Here is a 13,830-nt window from a genome sequence, read left to right as displayed (position 1 = left end):
ATCCTTCCTATTTCCGTCCCATGATCGCGCGGGAGACGATCAGCCGCATGATCTCGTTGGTGCCCTCGAGTATCTGGTGCACCCGCAAGTCACGGACAATCTTCTCGACGCCGTAGTCGGCGAGATAACCGTAGCCGCCGTGGAGTTGCAGCGCGTCGTTGGCGACCGCGAAGCAGCGGTCGGTGACGAAGCGTTTGGCCATGGCGCAGAGCTTGGTTGCTTCGGGATCCCCCGCGTCGAGCGCGGCGGCCGCCCGCCAGAGGAAGGTGCGGGCAATCTCGAGATCGGTCGCCATGTCGGCCAGGCGAAACTGCAGCGCTTGGAATTCGCCGATCGCCTTTCCGAAGGCGCGTCGTTCCTGGACATAGGCAAGCGCCTTGTCGAAAGCGGCCTGCGCTCCGCCGAGCGAGGCGGCGGCGATGTTCAGCCGCCCGCCGTCAAGGCCGGCCATCGCGATCCGAAAACCCTCGCCTTCCGCGCCCAGCCGGTCTGCAGCCGGAACACGGACATTGTCGAGCATCACCGCGCGGGTCGGCTGGGCATGCCAGCCCATCTTCTTCTCGTTGGCGCCGAAGGTTAGCCCCGGCGCTTCCTTGTCGACGACAAATGCCGAAATGCCCTTCGGCCCCTCGTCGCCGGTGCGAGCCATGACGATATAGAGACCGGACTCGCCGGCACCGGAGATGAACTGCTTCTGACCGGTCAGCACATAGCCGTCGCCGTCGCGCACCGCCTTGGTTTTGAGCGCCGCCGCGTCCGAACCGGAGCCGGGTTCGGTCAGGCAATAGCTCGCCAGCGTTTCCATGGTGAGCAGCGGCGGCAGCAGCCGCTGACGCTGCTCATCCGTGCCATAGCGGTCGATCATGCCGGCGCACATGTTGTGGATCGAGACGAAGGAGGCGACTGCCGGGCAGCCGGTCGCCAGCGCCTCGATGATCATCGCCGCGTCGAGACGGGTGAGCCCCGTGCCACCGACGTCGTCGCGAACATAGATGCCGGCCATGCCGAGTGCCGCCGCAGCGCGCAGCTTGTCGACCGGAAAATGTTTTTGCTGGTCCCAGTCGATGGCGTTGGGCGCGAGTTCATCCCGGGCAAAATCGAGCGCCATCGCGCGGATGGCTTCCTGCTCCTCCGACAGGCGAAAATCCATATGCATGTCCTCCCTGACCCGCATACTGACGATGTGGCGCTGTAGTTACACCAAATTTCGCACAGGCACAGACGCAAATTCTCACAGAGTCTGTTCAAAAACGAACAGGGCCGATGAAACCCACGCTCAACTCTCGCTTAGACGATACGGCAGAGAGCCGCGCATGTCATGGTCAACGATCAACTTGCGTTTCAGCGGTGGCACGGCGCGGCTGGCGCATTTGGTGCGCTCGCAGATGCGGCAGGAGATGCCGATCGGGTCGAAGGCAGCGCGGTTGCCGAGGTCCATGTCGTCGGCATAAACGAAAGCGTCGGCGTAGGAGATTTCGCAGCCGAGCGCCAAGGCGTAGCGCGGATGGTTGGCACGGTAACCACCGCCGCCCTTGGTGATCTGGGTGGCGAGGCAGAGATAGCGCACCCCGTCCGGCGTTTCGGCGAGCTGGCGGATAATCCGCCCCGGCGTCTCGAATGCCTGATGCACGTTCCAGAGCGGACAGGCCGCGCCGAAGCGGGCGAATTGCAGCTTGGCGGCGCTGTGGCGCTTGGTGATGTTGCCGGCCCGGTCGATGCGCGCAAAGAAGATCGGAATCCCCTTCTGCCCGGGGCGCTGCAGGGTCGAGAGCCGATGGCAGACCTGCTCCAGCGAGGCTCCGAAACGGGCAGCGAGCAGTTCGATATCGTGCCGCAATTCGCGCGCCGCCTTGAGGAAAGACTGGTACGGCAGGATCAGGGCGCCGGCGAAATAATTCTGCAAGCCGAGCCGGCAGATTTCGTGGGCCTCCTCGGTGCGGAACCCAGCGCTGCCGACAATCCGGTCGATCTCCTCGCGGGCATGGAACTGGGCGATCTGCAGCGCCAGTTGAAAATCACGCGTGGGCGCCGGCGCGTATGGGTTCAGCGTCAGGATGCGGGCACGCGGATCGAAGCGGCGGATTGCCTCGTCGCCCGCGACGCCGCGCACGACGCGAACGCCATGGCGCTGCTCGAGGTGCGCCGCGAGCGCCGTATGATTGTCCCCCTCGCCAAGGCCGAGATCCGCGGCGAGCGTTTCGGCGAGCGTGTCGATCTCGTGGATGTAGTTGTCGACGAAGTGGAAGAAGTCGCGCACCTCTTCGTAAGGCGTCGTCTCGACGAAGGAGGCGCCGCGGCCGATCGTGTCGTCGATGCTCGCAAGCTGTTCGCTGTTGCGCCTGTAAGCCTGATGACAGGTGATCAGCGCATGCGCGAGGCCCGGCGCGTTCTGGGCGACGAGCTTCAGCTCCTGCAAACTCGGCGAATAGGTTTCGAACAGCGGATCGTTCAACGCCTCCGACAGCGCCGACAGGAGCCGGTCACCCTCGCCTGTCGAGAGTTCCGCAATATCGATCTGGAATTTCTCAGCAAGTGCGAGCAGCACCGCCGCCGAAACCGGCCGCTGGTTGTTTTCGATCTGGTTCAGGTAGCTCGTCGAGATGCCGATGCGCTCGGCGAACTGTCCTTGCGTCGCCCTGTTTGCTTCCCTGAGTTCCCGGACTTTGCGGCCGATATAGAGTTTGCCGATCGCCATGTTCGCAACTTTGCAATTTACGTTTCACATATTTCTATATTCCACATTCGCACATGATCGGCCGTTTTGCCATCCGATCTTCGACGCTATTGCGAAGCTTCAAACGCCTCTGCACAATCGAGAAAAATTCTCGGCGAGAAAGAATTTCGGGAGGAAAACAATGCGCGCCATATTGGAACAGGTGGAGGCCCGCCGCGCGCAGGCACGGGCGGGCGGCGGCGAGCGCCGCGTCGATGCGCAGCACGGTAAGGGCAAGCTGACGGCGCGAGAGCGCATCGAGGTGCTGCTCGACGAAGACTCCTTCGAAGAATACGACATGTATGTCACGCATCGCTGCGTCGACTTCGGCATGGCCGAGCAAAAGATTGCCGGCGATGGTGTCGTCACCGGCTGGGGCACCATCAATGGCCGGCAGGTCTATGTGTTCAGCCAGGACTTCACCGTGCTCGGCGGCTCGCTCTCCGAGACCCATGCGGAAAAGATCTGCAAGATCATGGATATGGCAGCGAAGAACGGCGCGCCGGTGATCGGTCTCAACGATTCCGGCGGTGCCCGTATCCAGGAGGGCGTGGCGTCGCTTGCCGGCTATGCGGAAGTCTTCCGCCGCAATGCGGAAGTCTCGGGCGTCATTCCGCAGATCTCGGTGATCATGGGGCCGTGTGCCGGCGGCGCGGTCTATTCGCCGGCGATGACCGACTTCATCTTCATGGTGCGCGACAGTTCCTACATGTTCGTGACCGGCCCTGATGTGGTGAAGACGGTGACGAACGAGATCGTCACTGCTGAGGAACTCGGCGGCGCTCGCACCCACACGATGAAATCCTCGGTCGCCGACGGCGCCTACGAAAACGACGTCGAGGCGCTGGAACATGTGCGCCTGCTCTTCGACTTCCTGCCGCTCAACAACCGCGAAAAGCCGCCGGTCCGGCCGTTCTACGACGACCCGGCGCGCGTCGAGATGCGTCTCGACAGTCTGATCCCCGACAGCGCCGCCAAGCCCTACGACATGAAGGAACTGATATTGGCGCTTGCCGACGAAGGCGACTTCTTCGAACTCCAGGCGAGCTTTGCCCGCAACATTGTCACCGGCTTCATACGTCTCGAAGGGCAGACCGTCGGCGTTGTCGCCAACCAGCCGATGGTGCTCGCCGGCTGCCTCGACATCGATTCCTCCCGCAAGGCCGCCCGCTTCGTTCGCTTCTGCGACGCATTCTCGATCCCTATCCTGACGCTCGTCGACGTGCCGGGATTTCTGCCGGGCACGAGCCAGGAATATGGCGGCGTCATCAAGCATGGCGCCAAGCTGCTCTTTGCCTATAGCCAGGCGACGGTGCCGATGGTGACCCTTATCACCCGCAAGGCCTATGGCGGTGCCTACGACGTCATGGCTTCGAAGCACATCGGCGCCGACGTCAACTATGCCTGGCCGACGGCCGAGATCGCCGTCATGGGCGCCAAGGGCGCGACCGAAATCCTCTACCGGTCGGAACTCGGCGATCCAGAAAAGATCGCCGCTCGCACGAAGGAATACGAGGAACGCTTCGCCAACCCCTTCGTCGCCGCCGAACGCGGCTTCATCGACGAGGTGATCATGCCGCACTCGTCGCGCCGCCGCGTCGCGCGCGCCTTCGCGTCGCTGCGCAACAAGCAGGTGGAAACGCGCTGGCGCAAGCACGACACGATACCGCTCTAAACGAGGCACGCGATGAAACCGGAGCCGGAACCCGAGATGACGCCCGAAGCCGCGCGCAACGACCACTGGCAGATGCTGCGCCATCTGGCAGTGAACGCGCTTTACGGCGCACTCGTCGGCGCCGCGGTCGCGGGCGCGCTGATCTCGCTCAACATCGGCGCGGTCGGCACCCACATCGCACGCTCGTCGAGCCCCTTCCTTGCAGCGGCGATGGTGGTTGCCCCCTTCGCCTTGCTCTTCGGCGGCGCGGTCGCGGCCTCCTCCATCGCGCTTCTACCCTACCGGCGAAAGTTCAGGCGCTGACGCGAAAGAAAGGATTTGAAAGAGAAACGCATGTTCAAGAAAATCCTCATCGCCAATCGTGGTGAAATCGCCTGCCGCGTCATCCGCACCGCCAAGCGGCTCGGTATTGCTACAGTCGCCGTCTATTCCGATGCCGATCGCGATGCCATGCATGTGCGCATGGCGGACGAAGCGGTGCATATCGGCGCCTCGCCCTCCAGCCAGTCCTATATCGTCATCGACAAGATCCTCGACGCGATCCGCAAGACCGGCGCCGATGCGGTGCATCCCGGCTACGGCTTCCTTTCGGAAAACGCCGCCTTTGCCGAAGCGCTGGAGAAGGAGGGCGTCGTCTTTATCGGGCCGCCGGTCGGCGCGATAAAGGCGATGGGTGACAAGATCACCTCGAAGAAGATCGCCGCCGAAGCGGATGTCTCGACCGTTCCCGGCCATATGGGGCTGATCGAGGACGCCGAGGAAGCTGTCCGGATCGCCTCTGCCATCGGCTATCCGGTGATGATCAAGGCGTCGGCCGGCGGCGGCGGCAAGGGCATGCGCATCGCCTGGAACGACATCGAGGCGCGCGAAGGCTTCCAGTCGTCGAAGAACGAGGCGAAAAGCTCCTTCGGCGACGACCGCATCTTCATCGAAAAATTCGTGACCGAGCCCCGCCACATCGAAATCCAGGTGCTCGGCGACAAGCACGGCAACACGCTTTATCTCGGCGAGCGCGAATGCTCGATCCAGCGGCGCAACCAGAAGGTCATCGAAGAGGCCCCATCTCCGTTCCTTGACAAGAAGACGCGGCGCGCCATGGGCGAGCAGGCGGTCGCGCTCGCCAAAGCCGTCGGCTACCACTCCGCCGGTACGGTCGAATTCATCGTCGACGGCGAGCGCAATTTCTACTTCCTCGAGATGAATACGCGTTTGCAGGTGGAGCACCCGGTGACCGAGCTCATCACCGGGCTCGATCTGGTCGAGCAGATGATCCGCGTCGCGGCCGGCGAAAAGCTGTCCTTCGGCCAGGAGGACGTGAAGCTCGACGGCTGGGCGATCGAAAGCCGGCTCTACGCAGAAGACCCCTTCCGCAACTTCCTGCCCTCGATCGGCCGGCTGACGCGCTACCGCCCGCCCAAGGAAGGCAGGCAGGACGACGGCACCGTCATCCGCAACGACACCGGCGTCTTCGAGGGCGGCGAAATCTCGATGTATTACGATCCGATGATCGCCAAGCTCTGCACCTGGGGGCCGGACCGCGCCACCGCCGTCGAGGCGATGGCGAACGCACTCGACGAATTCGAGGTCGAAGGCATCGGGCACAACCTGCCCTTCCTTTCCGCCGTCATGCAGCAGCAGCGCTTCCGCGAGGGGCGTCTGACCACCGCCTATATCGCCGAGGAGTTCGCCGCCGGCTTCCAGGGCGTCGTGCCGGACGAGGCAGACGCACGCAAGCTCGCGGCCGTCGCGGTCACGATCAACCAGGCGCTGCAGGAGCGCGCGAGCCAGATCTCGGGCACCATCGGCAACCACCGTCGCATCGTCGGCCATGACTGGGTGGCGAGCCTTGGCGATCGCAACTTTCGGGTGACGGCCGGCGCCTCGGCCGATGGCGCCTTTGTTTGCTTTGCCGACGAGAGATCGGTGATCGTGGCCACCGACTGGACACCCGGCCGTACGCTTGCCACCTTCAACATCGACAATCGGCCGATGGCCGTGAAGGTCGATCTCGTCGGCACGGGTATCCGGTTGCGCTGGCGCGGTATCGACGTGATCGCGCGCGTCAGAAGCCCGCGGGTCGCCGAACTCGCGAGGCTGATGCCGAAGAAGCTGCCGCCGGACACGTCGAAGATGCTGCTCTGCCCGATGCCGGGGGTCGTGACCCTGATCGCGGTCAAGGAGGGCGACACGGTCGAGGCCGGACAAGCAATCGCCATCGTCGAGGCGATGAAGATGGAAAACATCCTCAGGGCGGAAAAGCGCGCCACCGTCAAACGTGTGGCGATCGCGGCCGGTGCCAGCCTTGCCGTGGACGAGTTGATCATGGAGTTCGAGTGATGGTGGCGAAACACTCAGACGGGGTGTTGATACCCCCCTCTGCCCTGCCGGGCATCTCCCCCACAAGGAGGGAGATCGGCAAGACGCGGGCTCCGCGCTCCCTCTCTTCGACAACATTAACCTCGTTGCATAAGGTAGGAGTGGCGCAGGACGGCACCCCTGGCGAATCTCCCCCCTTGTGGGGGAGATGCCCGGCAGGGCAGAGGGGGGTGCCCCGCACGACGAGCCGATGCGCTTTGAATGGAGCGGCCGATGACTGACAAAACCATCAAAGACTGGGAAGCCCTCGCCGAGAAGGAGCTGAAAGCCTCGCCTGAAAGCCTCACCTGGCACACGCCGGAAGGCATCGACGTCAAGCCGCTCTATACGCGCGATGACCTCGCCGGCATCGGCCACCTCGATTCGCTGCCCGGCTTCGAGCCCTTCGTGCGCGGTCCCCGCGCCACCATGTATGCCGGCCGGCCTTGGACCATCCGGCAATATGCCGGTTTCTCGACGGCGGAAGCCTCGAACGCCTTCTACCGCAGAAACCTCGCCGCCGGGCAAAAAGGCCTGTCGGTCGCCTTCGATCTCGCCACCCATCGCGGCTATGACAGCGACCATCCGCGCGTCGAGGGCGATGTCGGCAAGGCGGGCGTGGCGATCGACTCGGTCGAGGACATGAAGATCCTGTTCGACGGCATCCCGCTCGATCAGATGTCGGTGTCAATGACCATGAACGGCGCAGTGATCCCGGTTCTCGCCTCTTTCATCGTCGCCGGCGAGGAGCAGGGTGTTGCGCGCGCCGATCTGTCGGGCACGATCCAGAACGACATCCTGAAGGAGTTCATGGTCCGCAACACCTACATCTACCCGCCGGAACCCTCGATGCGGATCGTCGCCGACATCATCGAATATACGGCAAAGGAGATGCCGAACTTCAATTCGATCTCGATCTCTGGCTACCACATGCAGGAGGCGGGCGCGACGCTCGTGCAGGAGCTTGCCTTTACCCTTGCCGACGGCCGCGAATATGTGCGCGCGGCGCTCGCCAAGGGCCTCAATGTGGATGACTTCGCCGGCCGGCTCTCCTTCTTCTTCGCGATCGGCATGAACTTCTTCATGGAAGCGGCGAAGCTCCGCGCGGCGCGGCTCCTGTGGACGCGGATCATGAAGGAGTTCGAGCCGAAGAAGGCGTCCTCGCTGATGCTGAGGACCCATTGCCAGACGTCCGGCGTCTCGCTTGCCGAACAGGATCCCTACAACAACATCATCCGCACGGCCTTCGAGGCGATGTCGGCGGCGCTCGGCGGCACGCAATCGCTGCACACGAATTCCTTCGACGAGGCGATGGCGCTGCCGACGGACATTTCCGCCCGCATCGCGCGCAACACGCAACTGATCCTGCAGCACGAGACCGGGGTCACCAAGGTCGTCGATCCGCTCGCCGGCTCCTACTACGTGGAAAGCCTGACCAACGAGCTTGCGGAAAAGGCCTGGGCGCTGATCGAGGAAGTCGAGGCACTCGGCGGCATGACCAAGGCGGTCAATGCCGGCCTGCCGAAGCGGCAGATCGAGGAGGCGGCGACACGTCGCCAGGCGGCGGTCGACCGCGGTGAGGAAGTGATTGTCGGCGTCAACAAGTACCGGCTCGAAAACGAACACCCGATCGACATCCTCCAGATCGACAATGCCGCCGTTCGCACGGCCCAGATCAAGCGGATCGAGGAGACCAAACGCCGTCGCGATTCGCGGAAGGTCAAGGAAACGCTTGCAGCACTTGCCGAGGTGGCGCGGAGCGGCAAGGGCAATCTGCTTGGCGCCGCGATCGAAGCCGCGCGGGCGCGTGCCACCGTCGGTGAGATCTCCGAGGCAATGCGGCAGGCCTTCGGCGACTACACCGCAGTGCCGGAAGTCGTCACCGACATCTATGGCAAGGCCTATGAAAGCGACCCCGAACTCGGCGTGCTCGCCGGGCGTCTCGGCGATGTCACCAAGCGGCTTGGCCACAAGCCGAAGATCCTGGTGGCAAAGCTCGGCCAGGATGGGCACGACCGCGGCGCCAAGGTGATCGCGTCTGCGTTCGGCGACATCGGCTTCCACGTCGTCGCCGGGCCGCTGTTCCAGACGCCGGAAGAAGCCGCCGACCTGGCGCTCGCTGAAGAAGTCACCGTCGTCGGCGTCTCCTCGCTCGCCGCCGGCCACAAGACCCTGATGCCGCAGTTGGCTGAGGCGCTGAAGAAGCGCGGCGGCGAGGACATCATCGTCGTTTGCGGTGGCGTTATTCCACGACAGGACTATCAATACCTGATGGACAACGGCGTCGCCGCCGTCTTCGGTCCCGGCACACACGTGCTCGACGCCGCACGCGCGGTGCTCGACCTGATCGAGGGCAAGCGACGGAACATATGAGCGGTGACTACAGCGCCGCGCGTCTTATCAGACGCGCAAAGGACGCTGTAGCAGGCGCTTCAAAGCACGACGAGAATGACGCCGGTCGCGACCAGCGCCAGCGTCCAGATGAGATCGAAGTTGATCCACGCCGAACGCAGGACCGCAAGACCGACCCACTCTATGATGACGAAGGCGACCGCGGCGGTAACCGCGAGCGTTGCCGCGGTATGGAGCGCGACGGCCGCCAGCGAAATTGGCAGCGAGCTGCCGAGGGGGATGGTGGCTGATTGGTCCACGAGGCAGAGGCCCAGCACCGCAGGCACCAGCATAAGCCCCGCGCCGTGCCCCGTCGCCATCAGGAAAGACCAGACGGCGAGACCGGCCATTCCGGTCCGCATACCGACCCGGACCCGGTGTCGGTGTCCATAGAAAGCATAGTAGCCGGCAAGGCCGAGAATAAGCGCGGCCGCGAAAAGCTTGAGGCTCCGCAGGTCGACGACCGCGCCGAAGGCCATAAAAGCCACCAGCACGACCGCAATGGCGGCGGCATGGCCGGCTGCGATCGGCAGGAGCGACAGCCAAACGATCCGCGAACTTTGTCGATGAAGCCCCAGCGCCACGGCGAAAAGCCAACCCATCGCCGGGTTGACACCGTGGAAGGCACCGAGGCCAGCGAGCGAGAGCCACGGCCAGAAATCAGTCATCCGCAACGGTGGGGCACGATCCCACACCCCTCAGGGATAGCAATAGGAATCGGAGGAACAGTCGCCGCCTTCGAGCCGAACCTGATGCGGGCGGTGACCCTTCGGCCAATCGACGAAGAAGTTCTCGTCGAAGGAAATTCCGCCATTGTCGCCGACATCCAGTTTCACCATCCATCCGTCAATACCGTCCGGATAGAATTGCGGGTCGATCGCGCCGTAGAGCGAGTTGGTGAAATAAACGCGTTTGCCGTCGCGGCTGATTTCCACCATCTGCGGCCCGCCATTGAGCGCGCCGTTCGACGCCTTCGGATGCGTCGCGCGGGAAACGATCCCGCCGATCCTGACGCGGCCGGTCTCCTTCGGTGCGAGCGGATCGGAAACATCATATTGGATCATGTCGCCGGTGCCCCAGCAAGAGACGTAAAGGAACCGGTCGTCCATCGAGAGGTCGATGTCGGTCACGAGCGGCGCGACTGCGTTGAAGCCCTTGAGCACGGGCGGCAAGAGGTCCGGGTCGGCGGGCTCGGCCGGAATCTCGATGACTTTCTTCACAGCCCATTGATCGCCGTCGCGATACCAGGTCCAGATCGATGCGGAGAGATCCTTGAGACTGATGACGCAGCCGACGAAGCCATAGGCCTTGGTCGGATCATGGGCGGGACGCAATTCGAAGACGAGCTGGTGCTCCTCGCCGAAATCGATCTCCTGCAGGTGTTTGCGCTTGTGGAGATCCCAGAAATGCAGCTTGCGGCCGTATTTCGAGCCGAGCAGCACGTCCGGAACCAGGCCGTTTTCAAACGTATCCGGCGTACCCCACTCGCTGGTGATCATCGTGTCGTGACCGAGATGCCACCAGAAATCATAGGCGAGCTTCTGCGGTCCGCGATCCATCTCCCATTGCCCGAGCACATCGAAGCTGTCGTGGTCGAGCAGGAAGATGCCGCCTGGCGCATTGCCGTCGCGGTCGGCAAGCGCGTTGACATAGATGCCCTCCGGTCCGCAATGGATGGTGTGCAGCCGGGAATAGTTTGCCTTCTCGGCAATTTCCGCCGGATCGATCACGCGGACGATCTGCGGATTTTTGGGATCCGGCTTGGTGTCGATAATATGAAGCCGCGACGACCTTAGCCCCGGCACGACCAGATAGCGGCGCTCGACATGGGGATGCGGCGCATTGGGGCAAAGGCAGGACGAGCAGGCATTCCAGCCGAAATGATGCAGTTCGTCGCCGACATTCGGCATGTCGACCTGCCCGACGATCTGCGAATAGCTCGTGGAGGTCGGATCGACATCGACCACCGCGATCGCATCCGGTCGCTGTCGATCCGGATCGAAGGCCGCCACATAGGCGATGGTTTCCCTGGGCGCCTTTGCGGCCATGCGCGGTGATGGATAGAAGGAAGGATCGGGTCGCCACGTCGCCATTTCGTTTTCTCCCCCAGAGAAGACAATGCGTGGATCCTGATGCAAAGCTTATGCATGTCGCCCAAAAGTGTGCAGCGGTTTTGGGACAATGACATGCATAAAAGCAGTTTAGTAGATGCGGCAAAAACGCGTCGGAAATGCGGCGTCATCGCCTTATTCCGGCGGCAAAGCGAGGGACACGTGACGGCTTTTGAGTTTGAAGCAGAACTATGGCTCTATCCTGGAAAGGGCGGCTGGCATTTCGTCACCCTGCCGGCGGAGGTCGCACAGCAAATCAAGTTCCTGACCGAACCGAAAAAACGCGGATGGGGCAGCGAAGCGGTGATTGCGCGCACCGGCAAGACCGAATGGACGACCTCGATCTTCCCGGACAAGGCCTCGGATTCGTTTCTCCTGCCTGTAAAGGCGGAGGTTCGGCGACGGGAGAAGCTCGCCACCGGGCAAGCGATCCGGATCGCGTTGATGCTGGATCGTGCCTAGATCACGCGATCTTGGGCAGAATATCTGCCCCTCACCCTAACCCCGCGCGCGGGGGGAGGGGACCTGGGCGGCGGAGCATCGCGGCGTGTCCCCTTCGCCCCGCTTGCGGGGAGAAGGCGGCCCGCAGGCCGGATGAGGGGCATTTACGGGCAGGAAGCCGCTCCTAAGTCTCGATCCTGAGCTTCATCCGGTCGGCCGCAAAGCGCGTGCGCGAAAATTCGACCGGCTTGCCATCGAGATCGGCGTTCACCGATTGCGCTTCCATCACGATCGCACCAGGCGACAGCTTCAATAGCGAAAGCTCGTCCGCATCGGCATGCCGCGCGACGAGTTCCGTCGAAACGCGGACATAGTCGTCGAGCCCATGCGCGGCAAAAGCCTTCGTAACGGAGCCGAGACGGGAATATTCCTCGGCCATCCTCAGAAAGCGGTCGGCAGGGTAATAGCTGACCGACGTGGAGAGCGGCCGGCCGTCGCCGCTGCTCACCGTCCTGAGTTCTATGAGCCAGGAGCCAGGCGAAACGGCAAGGGCCGCCGCGATCTCGCCGCTCGCCTGCACTTCCGCATGGCCAAGCAGTCGCGTGCCGATCTCCTTGACCTGCCGGCCAAGCCCTTGCGAAAAGCGGGTGCGTCGCGAGATAGGATAGCTGACCCGATCCTTGCGTTCGATCATGGTGCCTCGCCCCTGGACGGCGCGGACGAGCCCCTCCTCCGCAAGTGCGGCGAGCGCGCTGCGCACCGTGTGTCGGTTGACGCCGAACTCCTGCGCCAGCACCGTTTCCGGCGGCACCATGCCGGTCGCGTCATAATCGCCGTTGCTGATCGAAAGCCGGATGCGGTCGGCGATCTGCCGCCAGAGCGCCACGCCGGTCTGCCGTTCGACGATTTTCTTCAACGCCATCGTCTTCGCCCCATTTTCTCTGCCCCCAATTTTCTCCGGCCCGATTTCCCCGCCCAATGTCACAAGCCTGTCATTTGCGGAGGCTAAGGAAAGGTATAAGCTGTATAGTTGTCTAGATCAATAGACATTTTGGAGTGAACGATGGACGCAATCCAAGAACAGGCGCTGTCGGAGGCCGCCATCCAACGCCGAGAAGGCATGCGGCTTCTCGCCCGCGCCACGCTCGCAGAGCTTGTCAGCGCCTGGGAGGCAATCGCCGACAGGCCGGACGTCGCACCGGTCCGCGGCCCGGAAACGGGTCTCGTCATGGTGCGGGGCCGGATCGGCGGCGGGGGCGACGCCTTCAATCTCGGCGAGGCAACCGTGTCGCGTGCGACGGTCAGGCTCGCCAGCGGTGAGATCGGCCATGGCCAGATGCTCGGCACCGACAGGGAACGCGCCCGCTTCGCCGCGATCTTCGATGCGCTCTTCCAGACCGAGAGGCATCGCCCGGCGGTCGAGGCGCTGCACCGGCTGATCGCCGCGCGCATCAATGCGGAAGACCGCCGCAAGGCGGAAGAGACCGCGGCGACTCGCGTCGACTTCTTCACCATGGTCCGGGGAGACGACTGATGGCCGCACAATCGCAAATCTACGCCGGCGCTTTCGTCGATCCGGTATTCCAGGCGCAATCCGTGTTTCGCGCTCTGATGGATAGCTTCGCTCGTCCAGGCACGGTGACCAGCCTCGCGGCGGTAGCCTCGCCGCCCTCGCCCCTCGGCAAGGCAAGCGGCGCCGTCGCGCTGACGCTCTGCGACCACGATACCCCCGTCTGGCTTTCCCCTGCGCTCATCAAGTCCGCCGTGCCGCGATGGATCGCCTTCCACACCGGTGCGCCGCTGACCGAAACGAAGGATGACGCCCGCTTCGCATTCATCGAGAAAGGCGGCGCCGTGCCGAGTTTCGACCAGTTTGCGCTCGGCACGCAGGAATATCCCGACCGCTCGACGACGCTGGTGATCGAGGTCGAGGCGCTGACCGGAGGCTCGCCGCTTACCGCGAAAGGCCCGGGAATTAAGGACGAAACGATCGTCGCGCCCCAAGGCCTTCCTGATCTCTTCCTCGATTTCTGGACTGACAACAGGGCGATCTTCCCGCGCGGCATCGACCTGATCCTGACGGCGGGCGACGCGGTGCTCTGCCTGCCGCGCACGACCAAACTCTCCGCCAGGGAGGCATAATC

Annotated in this window: 12 protein-coding genes; 7 read left to right on the top strand and 5 right to left on the bottom strand. The window is 63.5% G+C overall.

Annotated features, from left to right (window positions below; genetic code table 11):
- Positions 1 to 7: 7 nt before the first annotated feature.
- Positions 8 to 1,150, bottom strand: coding sequence for an isobutyryl-CoA dehydrogenase (locus tag PZN02_RS28365; RefSeq protein WP_280662267.1), 1,143 nt, complete (start codon positions 1,148 to 1,150; stop codon positions 8 to 10).
- A gap of 126 nt (positions 1,151 to 1,276) precedes the next feature.
- Complete coding sequence (locus PZN02_RS28360; RefSeq protein ID WP_280662266.1) at positions 1,277 to 2,695, bottom strand: helix-turn-helix domain-containing protein; 1,419 nt, start codon at positions 2,693 to 2,695, stop codon at positions 1,277 to 1,279.
- A 160-nt stretch (positions 2,696 to 2,855) separates the two neighbouring features.
- On the opposite strand from PZN02_RS28360, the gene PZN02_RS28355 reads away from it, so the two are divergent.
- From PZN02_RS28355 to scpA, 4 genes are all read left to right on the top strand, one after another.
- A complete protein-coding gene (locus tag PZN02_RS28355) occupies positions 2,856 to 4,388 on the top strand; it encodes an acyl-CoA carboxylase subunit beta (protein WP_280662265.1) in 1,533 nt (510 codons plus the stop codon).
- A gap of 12 nt (positions 4,389 to 4,400) precedes the next feature.
- The gene (locus PZN02_RS28350; protein WP_280662264.1) at positions 4,401 to 4,691 is read left to right on the top strand and encodes a hypothetical protein; all 291 of its coding nucleotides are present in this window, start codon (positions 4,401 to 4,403) and stop codon (positions 4,689 to 4,691) included.
- Positions 4,692 to 4,721: 30 nt separating this feature from the next.
- Positions 4,722 to 6,725, top strand: a complete 2,004-nt coding sequence (locus PZN02_RS28345) for an acetyl-CoA carboxylase biotin carboxylase subunit (protein ID WP_280662263.1) — start codon at positions 4,722 to 4,724, stop codon at positions 6,723 to 6,725.
- 252 nt (positions 6,726 to 6,977) lie between these two features.
- A complete protein-coding gene (gene scpA, locus PZN02_RS28340; RefSeq protein WP_280662262.1) occupies positions 6,978 to 9,116 on the top strand; it encodes a methylmalonyl-CoA mutase in 2,139 nt (712 codons plus the stop codon).
- 59 nt (positions 9,117 to 9,175) lie between these two features.
- Here scpA and PZN02_RS28335 read toward each other — a convergent pair whose 3' ends face one another.
- Positions 9,176 to 9,802 (bottom strand): hypothetical protein, encoded by a 627-nt coding sequence (locus PZN02_RS28335; RefSeq protein ID WP_280663309.1) that lies wholly within the window; start codon positions 9,800 to 9,802, stop codon positions 9,176 to 9,178.
- A 30-nt stretch (positions 9,803 to 9,832) separates the two neighbouring features.
- A complete protein-coding gene (locus PZN02_RS28330) occupies positions 9,833 to 11,227 on the bottom strand; it encodes a selenium-binding family protein (protein WP_280662261.1) in 1,395 nt (464 codons plus the stop codon).
- Positions 11,228 to 11,407: 180 nt separating this feature from the next.
- Between PZN02_RS28330 and PZN02_RS28325 the strand changes: the two genes are divergently transcribed.
- Positions 11,408 to 11,707, top strand: a complete 300-nt coding sequence (locus PZN02_RS28325; RefSeq protein ID WP_280662260.1) for a DUF1905 domain-containing protein — start codon at positions 11,408 to 11,410, stop codon at positions 11,705 to 11,707.
- Between the two features lie 163 nt (positions 11,708 to 11,870).
- Here the strand turns inward: PZN02_RS28325 and phnF are convergent, their stop codons facing one another.
- Entirely contained in the window at positions 11,871 to 12,608 is a 738-nt protein-coding gene (phnF, locus tag PZN02_RS28320; protein ID WP_280662259.1) for a phosphonate metabolism transcriptional regulator PhnF, read from the bottom strand.
- A 141-nt stretch (positions 12,609 to 12,749) separates the two neighbouring features.
- On the opposite strand from phnF, the gene phnG reads away from it, so the two are divergent.
- Positions 12,750 to 13,220, top strand: a complete 471-nt coding sequence (gene phnG / locus PZN02_RS28315; protein ID WP_280662258.1) for a phosphonate C-P lyase system protein PhnG — start codon at positions 12,750 to 12,752, stop codon at positions 13,218 to 13,220.
- Entirely contained in the window at positions 13,220 to 13,828 is a 609-nt protein-coding gene (gene phnH / locus PZN02_RS28310) for a phosphonate C-P lyase system protein PhnH (RefSeq protein ID WP_280662257.1), read from the top strand. The genes phnG and phnH overlap by 1 nt, the downstream gene beginning before the upstream one ends.
- The last annotated feature ends 2 nt before the right edge of the window (positions 13,829 to 13,830 follow it).

The organism is Sinorhizobium garamanticum (genome assembly GCF_029892065.1).
Taxonomy (GTDB): Bacteria; Pseudomonadota; Alphaproteobacteria; order Rhizobiales; family Rhizobiaceae; genus Sinorhizobium; species Sinorhizobium garamanticum.
Note: the sequence above shows the minus strand (reverse complement) of the source record. Positions and strands in the feature narration are given on the sequence as shown.

Excerpts from the sequence above, each read along its gene's own strand:
- phnH (WP_280662257.1), top strand. The coding sequence starts at position 13,220 with ATGGCCGCACAATCGCAAATCTACGCCGGCGCTTTCGTCGATCCGGTA.
- phnF (WP_280662259.1), bottom strand. The coding sequence starts at position 12,608 with ATGGCGTTGAAGAAAATCGTCGAACGGCAGACCGGCGTGGCGCTCTGG.
- PZN02_RS28330 (WP_280662261.1), bottom strand. The coding sequence starts at position 11,227 with ATGGCGACGTGGCGACCCGATCCTTCCTTCTATCCATCACCGCGCATG.
- PZN02_RS28360 (WP_280662266.1), bottom strand. The coding sequence starts at position 2,695 with ATGGCGATCGGCAAACTCTATATCGGCCGCAAAGTCCGGGAACTCAGG.
- scpA (WP_280662262.1), top strand. The coding sequence starts at position 6,978 with ATGACTGACAAAACCATCAAAGACTGGGAAGCCCTCGCCGAGAAGGAG.
- PZN02_RS28365 (WP_280662267.1), bottom strand. The coding sequence starts at position 1,150 with ATGGATTTTCGCCTGTCGGAGGAGCAGGAAGCCATCCGCGCGATGGCG.
- PZN02_RS28335 (WP_280663309.1), bottom strand. The coding sequence starts at position 9,802 with ATGACTGATTTCTGGCCGTGGCTCTCGCTCGCTGGCCTCGGTGCCTTC.
- PZN02_RS28350 (WP_280662264.1), top strand. The coding sequence starts at position 4,401 with ATGAAACCGGAGCCGGAACCCGAGATGACGCCCGAAGCCGCGCGCAAC.
- PZN02_RS28355 (WP_280662265.1), top strand. The coding sequence starts at position 2,856 with ATGCGCGCCATATTGGAACAGGTGGAGGCCCGCCGCGCGCAGGCACGG.
- phnG (WP_280662258.1), top strand. The coding sequence starts at position 12,750 with ATGGACGCAATCCAAGAACAGGCGCTGTCGGAGGCCGCCATCCAACGC.
- PZN02_RS28345 (WP_280662263.1), top strand. The coding sequence starts at position 4,722 with ATGTTCAAGAAAATCCTCATCGCCAATCGTGGTGAAATCGCCTGCCGC.